Genomic DNA, 21,399 nt, shown 5'->3' with positions numbered 1-21,399 from the left:
CTGAAACATTATTTTTGCACAGCAATAATTTAACTATGTCGCAACATAACGTTCATGAATTCGAAAATCCGCTTGAAAAGGATTTTAAACATAACTGGGTTAATTCTTCTACATTTCTATTTTACCTGACCGTTTTCTGTGTAACTGCCTTCGTTTTAGGCGGATGCTATGGATTATATACCCATCGTTATAAAGGAAAGCCGAAGGTGAATGTTCAGGAAAGCACCCAATACACGCCGAAGTACAAATAAGTAAAAAAGCGGCGGAAAAATTTGGCAGAAATGGTGGAGTCCTTATCTTTGCCATCCCAATCGAAAAAAGTTCTTTAGGAATAAGCGGAAGTAGCTCATTTGGTAGAGCACGACCTTGCCAAGGTCGGGGTAGCCGGTTCGAGCCCGGTCTTCCGCTCTCTTAAAAAATTCCAAACCTTGTGTTTGGATTTTTTTTTGCAGGACATTTGCTTTCCAGCAAAGACCCACCCGGGTGGTGGAACAGGTAGACACGCAGGACTTAAAATCCTGTTCGCCGAAAAAGCGAGTACGGGTTCGATTCCCGTCCCGGGTACAAGGCCCCTCTGAATGAGGGGTTTTTTTGTGCGCTGAAACTCCTGCCTGAAAATGGTTTCAGCCGTCTTCTTTTCTTTTCGCAAAAAGCGTCACTCAGGCATCACTTGAAGTGACGTTTTGAAAATAAATCATTCCTAAGGGAAACGAAGAACCAATAAAAGGCAATCTGCAGCTTGCAAAGGAAGTTACCGCATCGGGCAAGAAACCGGAATGCCTTAAAGAGGTTTCCTCGGCCGATATCGGTTTCTGCAACAGCACTAATGCCATTTGGCTTGTGAACGCCTGGGTCAGGAGAATATCAGGTACTTCGATTGTGTCATGACTTCAACGCACAGCCCTGAATACCTGCGATTGGGTAAGCGGAAGGGGCAAAGGCAAAAAGGCCCTGGAAAGGATAGGTAGAAATATTTTGTGATTAATACTATTCTCCTTTAAATGTTTTATTAATTCAAACCATTTCCATTAAAATTCACAGGAGTAATTGCAAGAAATAAGGCTATTCTCAATTTCAGGTGCACGGGTTTAGTATTTTTTACTGAATGAAACCACCACCATGCAAGATCTAATTAGTATAAGGGGTTAAGTGAAATTATTTTTGAATTACCATCGATGGAAGCAGTGAATGCCGAAAAACTGAAAAAAGAGTAGGCGGTAAATTTTAAAAATGATTTTATGTATAGTACAAGAAAGGTAATCTCTCTATTTGCAATGATTATTTTAATTGCTGCTTGCAGTAAAAGCTCAACACCAGCCTCTGTTCCACCTATTAATAAAGATATAGATGGCAATGTTTACGATACTATAAGTATTGGTAGTCAACTCTGGATGAAAGAAAACTTGAAGACCACTCGTTATAGAAATGGGGATGTCATACCAGAGGTAACCGACCCAACAGCCTGGGTTGGATTAACTACTGGAGCATGGTGTTGGTATAATAATGATTCTGCTGCTTATGCTTCTACATATGGCAAGTTATACAACTGGTATGCTGTTCATGACCCAAGAGGTTTGGCCCCCACAGGCTGGCATGTGCCTAGTGATGTGGAATGGACTTCACTATCAACAGGTTTAGGCGGCGATCCAGTTGCTGGTGGTAAAATGAAAGAAACAGGTACCACACATTGGTTAACACCAAACGACGGTGCCACAAATAGTAGCGGATTCACTGGCCTTCCAGGCGGCACTCGTGTTGACGATGGTTCGTTCGGCAGTGTTGTGAACTACGGCTACTGGTGGAGTTCTTCAGAAGGCAGTCCAGCAGACGCCTGGTTCCGCCTTCTGGGTTACTACGATGGCTATCTTTACAAGAGCCAATTCAACAAACGATTCGGTATGTCTGTTCGTTGTATCAGGGATTGATTTTTGACCCCCAAGTCCACGTTTTTACAATTATCGTCACTCAGGCGTCACTTTGGCAATACATAAAATCGATAAAAGTCAATAATGCATTAAGTTATATAGAAATAGTCGTATTCCCGTCCGGGGTACAACGCCCCTCTGAATGAGGGGCCTTTTTTATGCGCTGAAACACCTGCCTGTAAAGGGCTACCGATGGCTTGTTTTCTTAATTCTTTGTTATGCAACTATTCTTTCACCCCACCATACAATTCACCCTGTATATTATGATTTCCTGAAATCAGAAGGCCGTGATTGGGTAAAGGCATAAAAGGTATTGCTAAATGAACCTAAAGTATCATAGCCTACATGGTAAGCTATATCACTTATTGATTTTTTTGTCTTGAGTATCATTTCGATGGCTTTAACCATACGAAGTGTTTTAAGGTACTGGAGAAACGATATTTGCAGATGCGACTGAAACATCCTGGATATGGACCGCTCGCTCATATTGAATTTCTTACTTAAGGTTTTTAAACTGACAGGCTCCCCTATATTCTGCTCTATGTATTTAATGATTTTCGCCATCCGTTCGTCGTCGGTAATTGGAAGGATAATGGGCAGTGATGTATTATTTTGCCGGGGAAGAATATTTTTTAACGCTACAAGGAATTCGAAATTATCATCTTTATCACTGATATTCCTGCCATCCCAACGTTCTGTGTAGTTAATCATTTGTATCAGCAATTCACTTGCCGGGTATATACCCAGGGTGCCGTAAAAAGCATCATTGGCATCATCTCTTACATAAAAATATAAGGAGCGAAGTACTGTTGCAAAACGGCCGATCCTAAGAACGTGAGGCATGCCCTGTGGAATCCAGAAATAGTGGCGTGCCGGAACTACATAGGTTTTGAAGTTTATAGTTATATAGGCAATTCCACCTTCTACATAACTCAACTGCCCCTTGGTATGGGAATGCAGTGGAATAAGTTTCTCTGATTTCTCGTGCATTACAAATACTGCTTCCGGCTGCTTATCGATTTCCGGTAAGGACGCTATTAATCCCATCAATTAAGTTTGACCACAAAACTATGTTTTTGGCTGGAATCAATAAATGATTGACTTTTTACAAAAACGCTGCGTTGTGCCCGTTCAATAATTTTGCGCACGAATTGATATGAAGCATAAATACAAGCTATTTGTTGCTGCTTTAACAAGCATATGCAGCAGCATTTGTTACTCACAAATTAAGACACAGGAAAATGACACACTTCGGATATCCCTTAAGGAAATATGGCAGAAAGCCGACAGCCATAGCCGGGCTATTGAAATAAAAAGGAAGTCAGCAGAAATACACTATGAGGAGATAAAAGATGCCCAAATGGAGCGCTACCCCGAAATCGGGGTTTCCGGTAGTATTGAAAAAGCTACAAATATTCCCATTTATGAAAATGGGCTCTTCAAGCCACCTGTACAACATGAAGTCATTCATACGCTGTACAGGACTGGGGCAGATCTCTATTTAAATATATATAACGGCAATAAACTGAACCTGAAAATACAGGAAGAGAAAACATTGCATAAAATAGCTGTTATACAGCAGGATCAGACCATTTCAGATATAAGGTATAAAGCGGCTGCCCTTTACCTTGACCTTCAAAAATCCATGATTTTCAGGTCGCTTATGGTTGAAGATATAGCCGACCAGGAAAAACAGTTGACAGAGATAAGGGCATTGCATAAGAATGGTGTGGTACTTAAAAGTGATGTATTAAGAGTTGAACTGGAACTCTCGAAAAGAAAGATGGTATTGGTACAGATCGAAAACGACATCCTTATCGCCAGCCAGAAGCTGGATATCATTATTGGTGAGCCGGATGAAAAAGTAATCTACCCTTCTGACAGCCTGGATGTACAAAATAATTTCATCAGTAAGTATGATTCCTGCCTCGCTGAAGCAATGCAGCATTCCTTTTCTTACCATGTTTCTGAACAGCAAACCCAGTTAGGCAAAATCCATTTGAAGGAGGCGAAAGCCAATGCCAGCCCTAAGATCGGTATGTATGGCGACTTCTATTATGCCAATCCGCAGATTTTTCTCTACCCATATAACCCATATTGGTATTCATTAGGCATTGGCGGCATCAAAGCTTCGTTCCCAATTTCGTCTTTATACCACAATGTGCATAAGGTTCGTGCTGCAACAATGGAACTGGAAAAAGAGGAAGAAGCTCATAAGGATACCCAGGATAAAGTAAGGTAGCAGGTAAAGGAATCTTACCTGAGGTATGAGGAGGCTTTGTTGCAAATACAGGTAGCAAAAATAAACCTGGACCATGCAACAGAGAATGCACGAATCATCAGGCATGCATATTTCAGCCAGGCAGCGTTGATTACAGACTTGCTGGATGCGAATGTCCAGGTGCTTCAAACAAGGTTTGAGCTTGCTGCGGCTAATATACTGGCCCAGAACAAATATTATTTCCTGCAAAACATTATTGGAACCCTTTAAAATGAAGAAAAAATATACAGTCACAGACAGGATTATTACAAGGATAACGGGTTGGATAGCGGGGGCCACAGTTGTGGTACTGGCACTTTGGGGAATACAAACCTTGTGGGGGTACTATAATTATGAACAGACAAATGATGCCCAGGTGCAGGAATACGTTAACCCTGTTATATCAAGGGCGGGCGGGTTTATTGTTGCAGTGAAATTTGAAGAAAACCAACAGGTCAAAAAAGGCGACACTTTGCTTTTGATTGATAACCGGGAATATTTGATACAGCAGGAACAAACGGAAGCATCCATAGAAAAAGAAGCAGCTCACCTGCGGGTATTGGAAAGCAATATGCATACCACGGAAAAAGTTGCGCAGGCGGTTAAATCCCAGATTGCTGCCAATAAGGCCAAAGTATGGAGGCAGCAACTTGATTATGACCGCTATCAACAATTGTACAAAGATGAGTCTGCAACTAAGCAACAACTTGAAAATATACAGGCTGCATTGGATGTCAATAAAAGCGATTACCAGGCCTCACTGGATAACTATGATGCCTCTCTCTCTAAAATCAATGATATAGAAACGGAAAAAACAGTCGTAGCGGCAGAAATAAAAAGACTGAAAGCGCTGCTTGACAGGCACAAATTGGATGTCAGCTATACAGTAATAACGGCCCCATATGATGGAAGGATGGGTAAGAGGACGATAGAAACAGGTCAGATGATCAATGCCGGAGAGGTATTGGCATTTATAGTAGATAATGAGACAGATAAATGGGTGATTGCCAATTATAAGGAAACACAGGTCGCAGCTATGCACATTGGTGATTCCGTGAAGTTTACAGCAGATGCTTTCCCGGATAAAGAGTTTAAGGGTACCATCATTTCCTTGTCACCGGCTACAGGTTCCAGCTTTTCTTTATTGCCCCCGGATAATTCTACTGGTAACTATGTAAAGATCGTTCAGCGTGTCCCGGTGCGGATACGCGTGGATGGGAGTAAAGAGGCGATAGATGCATTGAAGGTTGGCATGAATGTAAATGTATTTGTGCCGAAAAAACAAAGCCATCATGGATAATGGATTTCCAATATTCAGGCAATGGGTTCCGGGCTGGCTGGCTAAAGTGATCCTGTTCATTTTACCATTGCCCAGCATTGTCCTTTTCTTTCTTCCATTGGCCAATATTAACGCAGCTGCCGGATTCTACGGCAGCGAACCGGCAGACATACAGTTTGCTGTGGCGTTGTTTTATGCTGGCTACGCGGGCTTCTACAGCCTGGAACGAAGGTTTTTCGTTTACCTGGCTACAAAGGAATATTTTATTGCATTTACTTTCCTCCAGGTACTTACTGCAATTGTTTGTTACCATACGCATGACCTGTTTATCCTTTTTCCCATCAGGTTTATCCAGGGTATGCTGTTTTCAAGTACTGTAAACCTTTCACTTTCCTTGATGTTTACAAGGATGCACAGCGAACGTGCCAGGGAAATCGGCTTTTCTGTTTTTTTTGGTACGCTGCTTTGCGCCATACCATTCAATAATTTCGTAACCGCAGATCTGATTGATTCCTATAATTTTAATGTGGTTTATAAGGCTGCCGTATTTTCCTATGTCCCGGGGTTCTTTTTACTTCTGCTCTCTATGAATAACGTCAGGCTAAACATCCGCTTCCCTCTGTATAAGCTTGACTGGCAGAGTTTTTCCCTGTACAGCATTATTTTATGCCTGGCAGGGTATATTATGATCTATGGGCAGGAATATTACTGGCTTGAAGACAGGCGGATAAGGTACAGTGTAGTGGCTATGGCTTGTGTATCCTTAATTGGGATCACAAGGCAAAAAAGAATGAAACGCCCTTATATAAACCTTGGCATATTCAAATTTCAGAATTGCAAAATTGGTTTGCTTTTACTGTTCATTATGTATATATGTCGTTTCGCGTCAGGTATCTCCAATACGTTTTTCCTGTCTGTCCTGAAGTTTGACCCTATGCATGTTTCTTACATTAACCTCCTCAACCTGGCTGGTATTGTAATTGGCGTTATTGTTGCCTGTGCGATGATCTTGCAAAAGAAAAGGATACGCTATATCTGGCTTCCTGGTTTTTTACTTTTGCTGGCATTCCATATCAGTATGTTTTTCCTGTTTGATACCCAGGCAAATGAAGAAAATTACTTTTTACCTTTATTTATCCAGGGACTTGGTGTAGGAATAATTATGGTGCCAACCATTGTATATACTATTTCATCTGTGCCTGTATCTCTGGGACCATCGGCTGCTGCTGTTTCCCTGGCCACTCGTTATATTGGGTTCTGCATCAGTATAGCCATTATAAATTACTTTGAGTTATTTGAAAAGAGCCGGCATTTCAATGCATTCCAGGATCGTCTCACGTTAATTGATCCTGTTGTAAAGCATACAGTTGCGGTACATGCCAGTCATTTAATCTCAAAAGGGATAGCAAACGGCCAATCAATTAAAGCATCCGATAAATTGTTGATTAACGCAGTAAACGGGCAAGGGCAAATAAGGTTTGCAATGGACTACTATGAAATGATGTCCTGGTTGCTGGTAGCCACCTTGCTGCTCATTGCCTTATTTCCTTACCTGAACAAAACAGTGGTCTATTTAAGATCGGGAAGACTTGCTCCTGCATAGTGAAACCAAAGAAACGGCTGATATGCCATCCACGCCGGTTACCACCAGCCCTCCAATTTCCTCCAGGTTATCGATATTTCTGTTGGTATACTTTTACCCGTAGTATTTATTTCCCATCACTTCAGCCATTTTGCTCATGGGAGGTATAGGTAAATTCAGCAATATTCTTTCTTTTGGAACATAAGAATTAACTGGTACATCGGTACTAATGCGCAATCCAAAATACCTGACTCAAAAAAAATACTGTTTTTTGCCGCAAAAATATGCGTAGTTAAATAACTACACTTATTTTTGTAGCTAAATGACTACACGATGAATTTAAGACGGGATGTATTTCAGGCTATTGCCGACCCGACAAGAAGAGCTATTCTTTTGTTGGTTGCTTCACAATCTATGACAGCAGGTGCTATTGCAGCAAACTTTGACACTGCAAGACCAACCGTTTCAAAACATCTGCAAATTCTTACCGAGTGTGAATTACTTAAGCAAGAGCAAAATGGCAGGGAAATTTATTATCATATCAATGCAAAAAAAATGAAAGAAGTAGCGGACTTCATTGAACCGTTCCGAAAAATTTGGGACGACAGGTTTAATAAGTTGGAGGCTATAATGAAAAACTTTAAAAGTAAATAGGGAAATGGAACAAAAAACAAAAGTCAATGCTGAAGAAGGCAAACAGGAATTGGTAATCACCAGGGAATTTGATTTGCCATTGGAACAGCTTTTTAAAGCATTTGAAGAACCCGGACTTTTTGAGCAATGGATGGGAACGAAAGTGTTGAAAATGGAAAACAAAAAGCACGGCTCTTACGCGTTTGAAACAGTACATAATGGAAATGTAGTCTTTAAGGCTAACGGAACAATACACGAGTTTGTTAAAAACGAAAAAATCATACGAACATTTGAAATGGAAAACACAGATTTTCCTGTTCAGCTAGAATACCTGGAATTTGAAAAACTGACGGACAACATCAGCAAACTCACAATGCACATCGTGTTTAAATCAGTTGAGTTCAGGAATAAATTGCTGAAAATGCCTTTTTCACAAGGTATCAATATGGCACATAACAGACTTCAGGAAATTGCTAACAAACTAAAATAACAAAATATGAAAAATGGAAATAAAATCATCTATTGGGTTGCAACTGTTTGGTTGGCATTAGGAATGGTTTCAACTGGAATTGTGCAGCTTGTAAAATTGAAAGAAGAAGTTGATAAAACTTCATTGGTTTTGGGTTATCCGATTTATTTTCTGACCATAATTGGCGTTTGGAAATTGTTAGGTGTGGCAGCGGTAATCGTACCTAAATTCCCTGTGCTAAAAGAGTGGGCATATGCAGGATTTTTCTTTGTTATGTCGGGTGCAATTATTTCACATTTAACAGTTGGAGACAAGGCAAAGGAATTATTTGGGCCGACATTACTTTTACTCTTAACAGTTGTATCATGGTATTTTAGACCTCCTGACCGAAAAGTCATTTTAGTCAAAAATTAAATTAACTTTTATGAACGCACACTTAGAAAAATATTTCGGGCAAGCAAAAAAATGGAAGGAAGAATTTCATTTATTACGGGAAATCGTCTGCGAAGATAAAATGCTTGTGGAAGATTATAAATGGATGCATCCATGTTATACTTTTGAAGGGAAAAACATTGTTCTCATCCACGGATTTAAGGAATACTGTGCATTATTATTTCATAAAGGTGCTTTGATGAAAGACACTAAGGGAATTTTAATTCAACAGTCAAAAAATGTCCAGTCGGCAAGACAAATCAGGTTTTCAAATATCGGGCAAATCATAAAACTAAAGTCTGTTATTAAAGATTATATAAAGGAAGCGATTGAAATTGAAAAATCAGGAAGGATAGTAGAAATGAAAAAAGTATCCGACTATCCCGTCCCGGCGGAATTTCAAAAAACTTTAGACGAAGATGAAACATTGAAAAAAGCATTTTATTCCTTAACACCAGGACGTCAAAAGGGATATTTAATTTACTTCAACCAGGCCAAACAATCCAAAACACGCATGGCTAGAATTGAAAAATACTACCAGCAGATTTTAGAAATAAAAGGAATTGATGATTAAATAAATACCGGCTGCAACATTGGGTTTTATGCTTTTCAGGCCATACCCATAAATATCAGTTAAAGCAAAGCCAGGATTAAGTTTCGGTATGACCAGAATCTTTTAAATTTAGTATAAATAGTGAGCTTTTAATTTTAAACTTAACTTTGGGTGTGGGCAGGTTATGATGACAGTCCGGCAAACAAACAAACTAATTAAGCGAATATGTCAATAACAAGGGAAGCGGAACTAATCGGAATGCAAAAAGCAAGTGAAGCTGTTGCATACACCTTAAAGGAAATGAGAAACTATGCTCAACCTGGTATGACAACAAAGCAATTAGACAATTATGGCGCAGGTATATTGGCAGATTTTGGGGCAAAATCAGCCCCATTTTTGGCCTATCGCTTTCCTGGTTGGACTTGTATAAGTGTGAACAATGAGTTTTGCCACGGTATCCCGTCAGACAACAGAATACTGAATGAAGGCGATTTGGTGAACATTGATGTTTCAGCCGAACTTAATGGTTATTGGTCTGACAACGGAGGCTCATTTGTACTTGGCGAAGATGTCAACCGGCACCAAAAATTAATAGACGCTTCAAGGCAGATTCTACATAAAGCTATATATAATATAAAAGGCGGGATTCGTATTTCGGACATCGGGCATTTGATAGAAACAGAAGCCAAAAAACGTGGTTACAAAGTCATCAGGAATCTTACAGGACATGGAATAGGAAGGGGCCTTCACGAAGAACCAGGCGAGATTGCGAACTACAGGGATCGTTTTAATCAGGCAAGATTTAAGAAAAATTCTGTCGTTGCTATTGAAACGTTTATATCAACAGCGTCAACATATGCCGAAACCATTTATGACGGTTGGACAATGGTTGGAAATAATGGAGGTTTTATGGCTCAACACGAACATACAATTGTTGTTACCGACGGAAAACCAATTGTACTGACAGAGATGAATGGAATTTGGAATTAATAAAACTTGCAAACCAGGACAATATCCAATAACAGGAAGTCCGAACCACTAATATCTTATTTGCAATTGGTTGGCTGAACGGCTTCGCTTGGACGGAACTGCAAAAAAATCCCTCATCGCTAATTAGAGGACCGTTGTGTCCAATCAAAAACCCTCAGCGGACAACTGTGCATTTTTAAACAGTAAATCACTATTAACAACTTACGGTCTGGTTGATACCGCGGATCCAACCTTCGGAAATCCGCTGGCATTACCCGCAAGCCAGGTGGCACTAAAGTATAATTTGTACGGTCCATAAAATATACTGACATTCAAATCAATTATTGCTGAAAATTACTGGAATGATAAAACTGTTTAAAGGGCTAAAGATGACAACAAAAGCACCCTGTTTATTTTGTTGGTGTTATTCGTCGTTTTAGTTTTACCAATTCTGCTAACCATTTTTAATGTTGTGGCTTTTGACAATTTGTTAGTAGCAAAAACCGGGTCCGGGTGAACGATTTTCAGATTCCACCACATCGGTAAACCCTGTAATTTGTGTGTAACCTTGATCAACAAATATTTCATTTAAAATGCTGACAAAAATGCCGGTCATTATTTTTTTAGTAAGCATACTTTCTTTGGCTTTTAGTTGCACAGGTTTGGGTAAAAAAGACAGGGTGTTTAACACGGCACATTTTAAAATCTATTACACAGTCCTGGATGATTCCAACATTAAAGAAATTGCAGACAGTCTTGAAAATGGCTATCCAAAAATAACTTCACATCTTCAGTCGGGAGACCTTCCGGTTGTGAATGTTCATTATTACAAGAACATAGCCGACCTTCTAAAGGTATTCCCGGGTTTTCCGATATGGGCAGTTGGACAAGCAATAAGCGTTTCGGAGATACATATGATTTCACCTAATGACACAAAACAAGATTATCAGACAATGATAAGAAACACGAAACACGAATTTGCTCATTGTGTTTCTATGAAAATCAATAGTACTATTGGCAATAACCCACGCTGGCTGTGGGAATCTATTGCCCTGTATGAAGCCAACTTTCCCTGGGACCCACACATGCTTCCTTACCTGGTAAGCCAAAAGCCACCTACACTTAATGAGCTAAACGATTTGTCTGATCAGAAAATTTATGAAGTAGGATACTTTATTGCACAATTCATTGCAGAAACTTACGGAACAAATGCATTAAAATCCTTAATTCAGAATAATGGTAATTTAAAAGACACTTTGAAAATGGATGACGAAGAATTCACCAAAAAGTGGTTTGCATTCGTAAGCACAAAGTATGGAATTGTCTCAATCCCCTGAAAACTGGACGAATTTAGCCTCGCCTCCGGAAAATTCAAGGCTTTACGCTGTTTGATTGTTTGATCAGCAAGTTCCAATTACCAAAAACGCGAATTCGGGAGCCAAAACGACAAATTCGGGAGCGTTTTGCCACTTATTTTTCCTTCTTTTTTTACCCACCCATCCTTTTTTACCTGCCTGGCACTACCGGTTGATCAGGAGTTGATACCGTTGAATCACCTTTTTGTGCAGTTGGATCAGCATATTTGGAGCGTATGTTTCTGCTGTGTATAGTTACCTAAACAAATCATAAACCAAAAACCTGCAAGTATGATCCAGGAAAACATTTTCTTCAACGCTCAAAAACGGATCACTAGTGTCCGAATTCCCGATATATTGTTCGTCGGGTGCCCCTCAAATGTTTGTGCGTATTCACCGATCCTGCCTCGTTTCTATTCAACATATCACTTTTTATATGGACGGAATTGTTCACCTGGGTGATTTTGTAATCCCTGGATATCCTTAACCGGTTCATACCCTAAACGCCTGCGCGTCCGGCTTACCGGGAGGAGCGGTGCCGGTAACCAGCAGTTAAAGATTCCGTTATGCCAGATTGACGGCTAATGGCCTGGCTGTTAACCCTGGCAAATTGTGGGAGTTTGATGAGTGTTTTTAAGGACCACTTAAGGACCAGTTAAGGACCACATGAAGACCATGTTAAAATCCCCCAAATTGCACTCCCGCTACCCGCAAATAACAGTAAATCCAATTTTTGAAAAACTTAAAAACTGACAAAATGTCTAAAGTAAATGATAGCCTGATCACTCGTAATAGGAGTGCACCATCGACTGGAGTTAGGTGGTAAGCCACCGGGCAACCCATTACATGGCTGGTAGTTTTTCGAGTCTTGTAGAAGCAGTTCTTCGGTATTATCGCTTGTAAACAATTGCAGATGCGGTTTCGGCGACGAAGATGAAAAAGAATTAATTAGCCTGCGATATAATTTGACATCCGCAACAAAAGTAAAAATGGTATTCCGGGTCAATGGCTTGGCGTAAAGCTTTTACGGAATATCTGACAAGTGTTTATAAAAAGGTGTTTAATACCACAATTATCGGCACTCCAACTGCAGGTGCTAATGCTTATTTTGTAAATTATTTTATTCCCGGAGATTTAAGGCTTTGGCTAAGTGGGTTTCCCATTGACAGAGCCGGTATACAGCCTGATATAGTAGCACATCCAACATTCAAAGGTTTTCAGGCAGGGAAAGATTAGGTGTTGGAAAGAGCCATAAAGTATTTGCAAACCGGAAAATGAATTTCGTTAAGAAAAAACGAAAGGCGTACGCACAACAACTGCATTGGCAATGATTGTTAAGGGAATAAAGATCATGCGATATTTGTACCATAGGAAACCATTTTTGAAGAAGTTCTTAAAAACTAAATTGCAAAAGGAGGTGAAATAACATGAGAAAAATAATCGTCTTGTCAATGATTACATTAGATGGTGTCATGCAGTCACCCGGTGGACCTAAGGAAGATACATCAGGCGGTTTTAAATATGGCGGGTGGGTGGCGCCTTATTCTGACGAAGTTTATGGTGAGGTAGTGCAAAAAGAGCTGCAACCTGCAGATTATCTTCTGGGCAGGAAAACATATGAAATTTGGGCCGCTTACTGGCCTCAACATGGAGAATTTTGGCCGGGTATTAATGAAGGGTTTAAATACGTGTTTTCCAAAAGCATGAAAAAATCGGACCCCTTAGTTACCGGGTGGAAAAACTCAGTTGTTATAAAAAAGCTGGCAGATATAAAAAAGCTCAAAAATTCAAAAGGCCCTGACATCCAGGTTTGGGGTAGCAGTGAGCTCGTTCAGTTGCTACTTAGGAATGACCTTGTAGACGAACTCAGGCTCAAAATTCATCCCCTGACTTTAGGTAAGGGCAAAAAACTTTTTGACAAAGGAGCGATTCCGGCAGCATTTACATTAGTAGAGAGCATTGTTACACCTGGTGGCGTTATTATTACCAATTACAAGCGGGCTGGGAAAGTCCAGACAGGTACTATCGGCGCATAAGGAGAAATAAAAGGATAATATTTGTTTCGTCAGGGTGGATGGATGCTAAACCAAGACCGCATCGCCTAATTTTTAAACATGTGACAACAAATAACAAGATTAAAGTCACTCTTGTTGAATCTGAAACGAATTGCGAACCTGTTCGGCAACTTCTTCGAACCTTCGTTAATTGGCACTTTGGTCGCCATGTTGAAGATAAAGCACTTATCAGTGAATATTTTGACAAAGCAGCTTTTGAGAAAGAATTATAGGAACTGCCGGGGAAATATATTTATCCCGACGGAGCTCTGCTTTTAACACATTATGAAAATACCCCGGCCGGATGTGTTGCCCTAAAAAGGATTGACTATGATTCCTGTGAAATGAAACGCATGTTCGTATATGAACAATTTCACGGCCTTGGGGTTGGCAGGCAACTGGCCCTGGAAATCGTAGCAAGGGCAAGATACCTGGGTTTCAGGCACATGAAACTTGACACAAGTTTCAGGCAGTTGGAAGCACAAAGACTCTACGAAAGCATCGGGTTTAAACAATGTGATCCCTATTATGATTTTCCGGAGCGTCTAAGAAACTGGTTAGTGTTTATGGAATTGGACCTGCTACATAAATTATAATTCGTCTAAGATTGTTATCCAGAGTTCTTAATATTTAACTTTATCAAATAGCCAGGCAGCAATTCCGGCGGGCGAATTTAAAATTCTACACCATTCACAAAACCTGCTGGTTAGAGGCAATCTTAAAACCACTCACCCTTAGATTGTATGGAAAATATAAACCTGAAAAAAGTAACACCAATTGATATTTCCCAATTGCAAAAAATCAGCAAAAAAACATTTTACGAGACATTTTCACCAGGAAACACAGAGGAGAATATGGCAAAATATTTGGATGAAAGTTTTTCTATTGAAAAGCTGACTTCTGAACTCAATGACAATAACGCTGAATTTTATTTTGCGACTCTTGGCAATGACGTTATTGGTTACTTAAAACTAAACTCCGGACAATCGCAAACTGAATTAAAAGACGGGAAAGGACTTGAAATTGAACGCATTTATGTATTAAAGGAATTTCACGGAAAAAACATTGGACAAATACTTTACGAAAAGGCAATCCAAGTTGCAAAGCAGAGCAATGCCGACTATATTTGGTTAGGTGTTTGGGAAGAAAATAAAAGGGCGATCAATTTTTATAAGAAAAATGGCTTTAATGAATTTGACAAACACATTTTCAAATTAGGCAATGACGAACAAACGGACATAATGATGAAACTACAATTGAAAAAAAATTAAAGTTGATGCTAAGGCAAAAAATCTGGTAAAGGTATACTCGCTGGGTGGGATGAGGGACAAGTACTTTGGTGAATTCTCCGGATAGTGACATGTATGAGGTGATCTGACTTAGGGTATTTAACCGGAAAGTAGAACCGCAAAACGTCAAAAGTGTTCACACAAGTTTCTTTGTAGACGAAAATTCACTTCCCCAAGGCGCTGCTTTTAACAACAGTATTGGTAAAACTGCTTTTTGACAGCATAAAAGTTTGATGATGCGGGTCTCCATAAACTAAAATTGTTTCTGGCTAATAAAAGTTATATTCACAATAGGTACATTTATTTTCTTCAGCAATACATTTTGGACAACACTAAAGTAACCATGCCAACTGCAAACCCTGATGAGGGCTTGAAACGTGTTATTGGCGTATCCGCACTTACATTTTCAATTATAAGTGGCGTAATTGGTGCCGGGATTTTTGCACTCCCTGCTATTGTAGGGACAGAGCTGGGTGCCTTTAGTGTAATTGCCTATATTTTTTGCGGCATACTTCTCGCAGCCATTATGCTTTGCTATGCAGAAATTGGAAGCCGTATAACTACCAGCGGTGGTTCCTATGCGTATGTAGAGGCAGCATTTGGGGAATTTCCCGGCTACATCATTAACTGGATGTATTTTTTTGGATGGGGCATTATCGGCAGCGCCGCTTTAATGAACATTATAGCAGACTCACTGGGTGTTTTATTTCCTGTCTTTTCGAATCCCCTGGTACGTGGTGTGTTTTTCCTTGTCCTGGCAATGTTCATGATATTGATTAATGTATACGGGGCAAAACAAGGTGTTGGTGTTGTAAAAATGATTACAATTATAAAACTACTACCCTTACTGGGTATTATTATTTTCGGCTTCAGTGAAGTGAATGCTGTTAACCTGCGCTGGGAGCGTTTGCCGTCCCTTAAAAGTTTTGCCGATACCACACTTGTTTTATTTTTTGCTTTTGCCGGATTTGAAACTTCGCTCGGCGCAAGCGGGGAAATAAAAAATCCAAAGCGTACCGTGCCGCTTAGTATAGGCATTGCAGGAATAGTTGTGCTGCTTGTTTATATGCTTTTGCAGACTGTTACACAAGGTGTTTTGGGTGCACAAATGGCGCTGTTTAAAAATGCTCCTTTAGCTGCAGTGGCAGATAGAATTATCGGGCCGGCAGGTGCAACTATTCTACTGTTATGTGCTGCCCTTTCCTGTTTCGGAAATGTAACGCTTGATATATTATGCACGCCGCGGTCTTTATTTGCAGGAGCAAACGACGGATTATTCCCGAAATTCCTGTCCAGGGTTCATCCTAAATATGCCACACCCTACCTTGCTGTAATAACCTATGGGTCATTGATATTTGTTTTTTCCATTTCAGGAGGGTTTCAACAATTGGCCGTTATGGCAAGTGCCATCATTTTGCTTGTTTATCTCGCGGTTATTTTGGCAACCGTTAAATTGCGCATGAAGAAAATCGAGGGCGGGGAAAATCTTTTCAAAGCTCCGGGAAGATGGGTTACTCCTTTAATTGGTATTGGTGCTATTGTTTGGTTACTGACCAGTTTAGGTAAATGGGAAATTCTTTCGACCCTTATTTTTATTGTGGCTTTATGCGTTATTTATTTATTAACAAGGTGGGTAAAGCAAAAAAATAAATTTTTAGGTGTTTTAAAGTGAAATAGCTGGCTGGAATATATTTTGGCATTATCTTAATGCTAATAATTAACCCCCTTTTTATTATCTCCTCACGTTAGCATGACCAGACCATCCCTAATCCGTAAAGTCCTGAAATACTTTTTTAGCATCCTGGTTATTTTGGCAATTATTTATTATTGGTGGTTTGAATTTCCCTTTCGGGGAACACCTTTTAATGCGCAACGCCATGGGAATCCTCCCCTTACCCCGGCCTGGGCGCTGGAATGCTGGCTATGGGAAGATGATCGCAATACCGCAGGCCGCGTTGATACTTTGCTCGAAGGCTATGCAAAACATGATATACCCGTCAGGACTATTATCCTGGACAGTCCCTGGGGCTTGCGATATAATGATTTTGAAGTGGATACTATGCTGTATCCCCAACCCGCGCAATGGTTTAAGAAATTGCAGGATGATGGCTACCGGGTTGTGCTTTGGATGACCAGCATGGTTAATAGTTATAATAAAGATTTAAAAATCACGGATGATGAACCCTGGTTTTCTAAGGCGAAGGAGATGGGCTATTTAGCCGGCAATGGTAGCCAGGTAAATTGGTGGAAAGGTAAAGGTGGTTTTATTGATTATACTAATCCTGCTGCCATGGAGTGGTGGCGCGGGTTGCAGCAACAGGTTTTTAAATTAGGTATTGATGGCTGGAAACTGGATGGTACGGCCACTTTATTTCACTCTGCAATCGGGCCCCTGCCACTGCCTTATCAATTTACACATGCAGGATTGATGACAACAAGAACCTATATGGATCACTATTACCGCGATGAATACCATTACGGGCTTAGTCAGAACCCGGAATTTGTAACCATGTCAAGGGCTATTGACCGCTGGTATCATCCGGAAGGATTTGCACCTATAGATGCTTCTCCTGTGAATTGGGTTGGTGACCAAAGACATAATTGGGTGTCTGCAGGAAAAATAAGCGAAGAAGACAAAGCTAATACTGACATTGCCATGGATGGCATAGAGGGATTTGAAATGGCTATTCAGAATATTTTATCAAGTGCTAAAATCGGTTACAATATAATCGGTTCCGATATCGCTGGATTCTCAGGCAGTACGATCCCGCCTCGCCTGTACATCAGGTGGGCGGAATTTTCAACCTTCTGCGGACTTTTTCTCAACGGTGGACATGGCGAAAGGGCATTGTGGAAACGCTCGAAGCAGGAACTGGAAATCATCCGGAAGTTCTCATGGCTCCATACCGAACTGGTTCCATACATGTATACCTACGTACTGAATGCGCATAATGGTGGGCGCGTGCTGCAACAACCTGTTGATGGAAAATATCATTACCTGTTTGGCGATAATTTTCTAATAGCTCCCATTTACCAGGATCAGCTACAAAATGAAATTACCCTGCCGGAAGGAAAGTGGCGTTATTTCTTTAACGATAAAGAGGTTGTTCAGGGACCTGCCAGATTTAAACGGGAATTTCCATTGGATGAATTCCCGGTTTACATCCGTGAAGGAGCCATTGTGCCCATGAGCATCAAACGCGACTACACAGGAATTGGGGATACAACTTCTGCGGGATACCTGACGCTACTTATTTATCCCGAAGGCAAAACTGAGTTTACGGTCCATCATCCTGATACAAGCGGAAGTACAAAAGTGGCAGTTGAAGCCCAAGCGCATGAATTAACCATTTCACTGGAGGGTATCCATAAACCACATATTCTCAATATTCAAATGGACGCAAAACCTGCAAAGGTTGAATTAGATGGAACTGTTCTGCCGGAGTCCCAATATTCATTCGATGCAAAACGGAGTAAATTGATTATCCGGTCGGATAAATATATCAATGGGAAATACAGAATAATTAAATAACCCGACTTTTGTGTTCAACCCTTATACAAATTGTACACTTAAACGATATCCCGATATGAAAAGGCTATTATCCATATTTTTTGCAATAATTGCCTGGTTTGGTGTGTTGGTTCAGTATTATTTGATGGTGGAAAATAGGATTGCGTCAATTGGTGAAACGACAATACGGTTCTTTAGTTTCTTTACCATATTGACAAATTCGCTTGTTGCCATTTATTTTTCATTAATCACACTAAAAGCTGAAAAAGGGTTATGGGCACGCATATATCAACCGGGAACGCTAACGGCAATTACAGTTTATATTACTATTGTTGGACTTGTTTACCAGATTATTCTGCGACCTCTTTGGCAACCAACCGGACTTCAAAAGATAGTGGACGAATTGCTTCACACTTTAATACCAATCATTGTAATTATTTACTGGTATTTATATGAAAAAAAATTATTAGTGAATTACAGGGATATACCTAAATGGTTAATTTATCCATCAATTTACCTTATATACATTTTGATAAGGGGTAGGTTCTCGAATTTTTATCCTTACCCATTTATTAACTTAGTCAATCTTGGTTTGTCAAAAGTATTTATAAATAGTATTTTACTGGTAGTTTTATTTGCCGGGCTTTCCGCTGGATATGTCAGGGTTGGGAAAGCAATAAAGAATGGATGATAATAAAGCCTGCTGCAAATAGGGCTAAAATCATAAACAAATTAACCGTCAATTAAAAGCTAAAACTATGGAACATAAAGCTATATCTATTCGACCATTCATCGGAGCCGAAAACTTTGAGCTGTCGCGGAATTTTTACCGCGACCTGGGTTTCCAGGAAAGTATTATATCGCATAATATGTCTTATTTCCAAACACAGGGATTAGGATTTTATTTACAAGATGCTTACGTTAAGGATTGGGTAGATAATTCAATGATTTTTATGGAAGTGGAAGATGTCGGCCGGTATTGGAACGAACTGGTGGCTTTAGACCTGGTTGCTAAATATAAAAATGTAAAACTGACACCGATCAGGGAATATAATTGGGGTAGGGAATGTTTTATGCACGATCCATCCGGCATCCTCTGGCACTTTGGGGAATTTATCAGGTAAGATGACCGTAAGCAATAAATAGCAATGAGTATATAATGAACAGGAAATGTTTTATACTGCTGGCATTGGTCTTACTGCGACCAATATGCGCTATACATGCGCAAACCGTTCATCGCAACATTAAAACGCCTGAATACAGGGAACTGCAGGCCAAACTGGCCACCGGCTGGAATACCTGGTACAACAATAGTTTCATCTCGCAGGTCTGCCTTCCGCAGGCATTTGCCATTAACCTTTGCATGGCAAGGCCTGGTGAAACAGGTTATCTCAGGGAAACCTTTAAGGCAGCTGCTATCCAGAACAGGCCGGAAACCGTGATGCCGGGGATCCGTTCTGACGACGGGACTTATACATGTCTCGAACTGACCTACAAGGGGGATATGATTTCAGTTGAAACAGCTGCAGATGGAAAGGATGAATTGATACTGGTCACTCCGCATAAGAAGAGTAAAAATTACCTTTTGGTTGAAGGTGGCGTTCTTTGGAATAAGGAAGGCATGGTCGGCAGGAAAGGCAACCAGGTTCTTGGATTATTTCCGCATGATACGATTACCGTTTGTGCAACCATCCCGGCAATCACAGATGCTTATGCGGTTACTACAACACCGCACCTGACTTTCCCGCTGGACCAGGAAATAGGCATATATACCGGCCGGACCAGGACACTGGTTGAAATCAAATCAATCATCCGGCAGCGGCATGATGCGCAGCTTCAAAAATTATCAGTTTACGGGGAACTGGCACCATCCTACCAGGCCATGCAAACCATACTTGCCTGGAACACTATTTACGATGCGCCCAACAAACGTGTAATAACGCCGGTAAGCCGCAACTGGAGCCATGGCTGGGGCGGCTTTGTATTGTTTGACTGGGATACCTATTTCGCGAGTTACATGCTCTCCCAGTTCAATAAAGACCTCGCTTATGCAAACGCGATCGAAATTACCAAGACCATCACCCCCGACGGCTTTATCCCGAATTACCAGTCTACTTACGGCAATACTTCCTGGGACCGTTCCCAGCCACCCATCGGCAGCTCTGTCATTCTCTGGATGTATAACAAATACAAGGAAAAATGGCTCCTGGAAGAAGTGTACGACGAACTGATCAGCTGGAACAGGTGGTGGGTTAAGAACCGGGACAGGGACGGTTACCTGTGCTGGGGATCTAATCCCATTTCTGATTCCTTGCACCAGGTCGAAACAGGGATCGATATCTATAACCTGGAAGCGGCAAAACTTGAATCCGGCCTTGATAATTCCCCGATGTACGATTCCCTTAGCTTCAACCCCGGCTCCCATACCATGGAACTGGCCGACGTTGGACTGATGAGTTTTTATATCCTTGACTGCCATTCACTGGCAGCTATTTCCACCGCATTGGGAAAGAATAAGGAAGCAGAGGAATTGAATAAAAGAGCTGCATTCTATACTAAAAAACTATCTACACTATGGGACGAAAAAACTGGGATATTCCTGAATAAACGATTGGATAATGGCGAGAAAAGTTATCGCCTCTCGCCAACTAATTTTTATCCCATGCTGGCTAAAGCCTGCACCCAAAAACAGGCTGAACGGATGATGAAAGAACACTATTTCAATCCGGCCGAATTCTATGGGGAATATGTTATCCCTTCCTGCACCCGGAATGATCCTGCATTCAAGGACAATGACTATTGGAGGGGCAGGATCTGGGGCCCCATGAATTTTCTCGTGTACATGGGGATGCGCAATTACAATGTGCCCGAAGCAAGGCAGGACCTGGTTAAAAAGTCAAAAGCCCTTTTAATGAAGAACTGGAATAAAGACGGCGGTGTGTATGAAAACTATAATTCAACCAGCGGTGAAGGCGGTGATGTAACCAGTGCAGATGGCTTTTACCATTGGGGCGCCTTACTCACTTTTATAGAGCTGATAGAAAAAGGGTATATGGACTGATTTAACCTCACCCAGGGAATGACTGAA

The 21,399-nt window shown here is 40.7% G+C and carries 19 protein-coding genes, 2 tRNA genes and 1 pseudogene; 21 read left to right on the top strand and 1 reads right to left on the bottom strand.

Annotated elements, in window-relative coordinates; all coding sequences use genetic code 11:
- The first annotated feature begins 35 nt into the window (after positions 1-35).
- From LAQ65_RS07480 to LAQ65_RS07465, 4 genes are all read left to right on the top strand, one after another.
- The gene (locus tag LAQ65_RS07480; RefSeq protein ID WP_224116324.1) at positions 36-251 is read left to right on the top strand and encodes a hypothetical protein; all 216 of its coding nucleotides are present in this window, start codon (positions 36-38) and stop codon (positions 249-251) included.
- An 84-nt stretch (positions 252-335) separates the two neighbouring features.
- Positions 336-408: transfer RNA gene (locus LAQ65_RS07475), tRNA-Gly, on the top strand.
- 69 nt (positions 409-477) lie between these two features.
- Positions 478-564 (top strand) — tRNA-Leu (locus LAQ65_RS07470).
- A 674-nt stretch (positions 565-1,238) separates the two neighbouring features.
- Positions 1,239-1,925 carry a fibrobacter succinogenes major paralogous domain-containing protein gene (locus LAQ65_RS07465; RefSeq protein WP_317196989.1) on the top strand — a complete coding sequence of 229 codons (687 nt, stop codon included), beginning with the start codon at positions 1,239-1,241 and terminating at the stop codon, positions 1,923-1,925.
- A gap of 261 nt (positions 1,926-2,186) precedes the next feature.
- Here LAQ65_RS07465 and LAQ65_RS07460 read toward each other — a convergent pair whose 3' ends face one another.
- Complete coding sequence (locus LAQ65_RS07460; protein WP_224116323.1) at positions 2,187-2,972, bottom strand: AraC family transcriptional regulator; 786 nt, start codon at positions 2,970-2,972, stop codon at positions 2,187-2,189.
- Positions 2,973-3,081: 109 nt separating this feature from the next.
- On the opposite strand from LAQ65_RS07460, the pseudogene LAQ65_RS07455 reads away from it, so the two are divergent.
- The 17 genes and pseudogenes from LAQ65_RS07455 (at position 3,082) to LAQ65_RS07375 (ending at position 21,372) form a co-directional block, all read left to right on the top strand.
- Positions 3,082-4,416 (top strand): annotated as a pseudogene (locus tag LAQ65_RS07455) (TolC family protein).
- Between the two features lies 1 nt (position 4,417).
- Complete coding sequence (locus tag LAQ65_RS07450; RefSeq protein ID WP_224116322.1) at positions 4,418-5,485, top strand: HlyD family secretion protein; 1,068 nt, start codon at positions 4,418-4,420, stop codon at positions 5,483-5,485.
- A complete protein-coding gene (locus LAQ65_RS07445; RefSeq protein ID WP_224116321.1) occupies positions 5,478-7,067 on the top strand; it encodes an MFS transporter in 1,590 nt (529 codons plus the stop codon). The genes LAQ65_RS07450 and LAQ65_RS07445 overlap by 8 nt, the downstream gene beginning before the upstream one ends.
- 312 nt (positions 7,068-7,379) lie before the next feature.
- Positions 7,380-7,700, top strand: a complete 321-nt coding sequence (locus LAQ65_RS07440; protein WP_224116320.1) for an ArsR/SmtB family transcription factor — start codon at positions 7,380-7,382, stop codon at positions 7,698-7,700.
- Positions 7,701-7,704: 4 nt separating this feature from the next.
- On the top strand, positions 7,705-8,169 hold the full coding sequence (locus LAQ65_RS07435; protein ID WP_224116319.1) for an SRPBCC family protein: 465 nt from the start codon (positions 7,705-7,707) through the stop codon (positions 8,167-8,169).
- 6 nt (positions 8,170-8,175) lie between these two features.
- A complete protein-coding gene (locus tag LAQ65_RS07430; protein WP_224116318.1) occupies positions 8,176-8,562 on the top strand; it encodes a DoxX family protein in 387 nt (128 codons plus the stop codon).
- 10 nt (positions 8,563-8,572) lie between these two features.
- A complete protein-coding gene (locus LAQ65_RS07425) occupies positions 8,573-9,154 on the top strand; it encodes a YdeI/OmpD-associated family protein (protein WP_224116317.1) in 582 nt (193 codons plus the stop codon).
- A 204-nt stretch (positions 9,155-9,358) separates the two neighbouring features.
- The gene (gene map, locus LAQ65_RS07420) at positions 9,359-10,123 is read left to right on the top strand and encodes a type I methionyl aminopeptidase (RefSeq protein WP_224116316.1); all 765 of its coding nucleotides are present in this window, start codon (positions 9,359-9,361) and stop codon (positions 10,121-10,123) included.
- A gap of 641 nt (positions 10,124-10,764) precedes the next feature.
- Positions 10,765-11,439, top strand: coding sequence for a gluzincin family metallopeptidase (locus LAQ65_RS07415; RefSeq protein WP_224116315.1), 675 nt, complete (start codon positions 10,765-10,767; stop codon positions 11,437-11,439).
- 1,445 nt (positions 11,440-12,884) lie between these two features.
- Positions 12,885-13,493, top strand: coding sequence for a dihydrofolate reductase family protein (locus LAQ65_RS07410; RefSeq protein WP_224116314.1), 609 nt, complete (start codon positions 12,885-12,887; stop codon positions 13,491-13,493).
- A gap of 254 nt (positions 13,494-13,747) precedes the next feature.
- Positions 13,748-14,107, top strand: coding sequence for a GNAT family N-acetyltransferase (locus LAQ65_RS07405; RefSeq protein WP_317196994.1), 360 nt, complete (start codon positions 13,748-13,750; stop codon positions 14,105-14,107).
- A gap of 147 nt (positions 14,108-14,254) precedes the next feature.
- The gene (locus LAQ65_RS07400) at positions 14,255-14,782 is read left to right on the top strand and encodes a GNAT family N-acetyltransferase (protein ID WP_224116313.1); all 528 of its coding nucleotides are present in this window, start codon (positions 14,255-14,257) and stop codon (positions 14,780-14,782) included.
- 361 nt (positions 14,783-15,143) lie between these two features.
- Positions 15,144-16,472 (top strand): APC family permease, encoded by a 1,329-nt coding sequence (locus tag LAQ65_RS07395; RefSeq protein WP_224116312.1) that lies wholly within the window; start codon positions 15,144-15,146, stop codon positions 16,470-16,472.
- A gap of 78 nt (positions 16,473-16,550) precedes the next feature.
- Positions 16,551-18,332, top strand: a complete 1,782-nt coding sequence (locus tag LAQ65_RS07390; RefSeq protein ID WP_224116311.1) for a TIM-barrel domain-containing protein — start codon at positions 16,551-16,553, stop codon at positions 18,330-18,332.
- Between the two features lie 55 nt (positions 18,333-18,387).
- Positions 18,388-19,002 carry a Pr6Pr family membrane protein gene (locus LAQ65_RS07385; protein ID WP_317196988.1) on the top strand — a complete coding sequence of 205 codons (615 nt, stop codon included), beginning with the start codon at positions 18,388-18,390 and terminating at the stop codon, positions 19,000-19,002.
- Between the two features lie 67 nt (positions 19,003-19,069).
- On the top strand, positions 19,070-19,435 hold the full coding sequence (locus LAQ65_RS07380) for a VOC family protein (protein WP_224116310.1): 366 nt from the start codon (positions 19,070-19,072) through the stop codon (positions 19,433-19,435).
- 35 nt (positions 19,436-19,470) lie between these two features.
- Complete coding sequence (locus LAQ65_RS07375; RefSeq protein WP_224116309.1) at positions 19,471-21,372, top strand: MGH1-like glycoside hydrolase domain-containing protein; 1,902 nt, start codon at positions 19,471-19,473, stop codon at positions 21,370-21,372.
- Positions 21,373-21,399: the final 27 nt, after the last annotated feature.

Source organism: Flavihumibacter profundi, assembly GCF_020076305.1.
GTDB lineage: Bacteria > Bacteroidota > Bacteroidia > Chitinophagales > Chitinophagaceae > Flavihumibacter > Flavihumibacter profundi.
The sequence above is the reverse complement of the archived record's forward strand: the minus strand, read 5'-3'. Positions and strand labels throughout refer to the sequence as shown.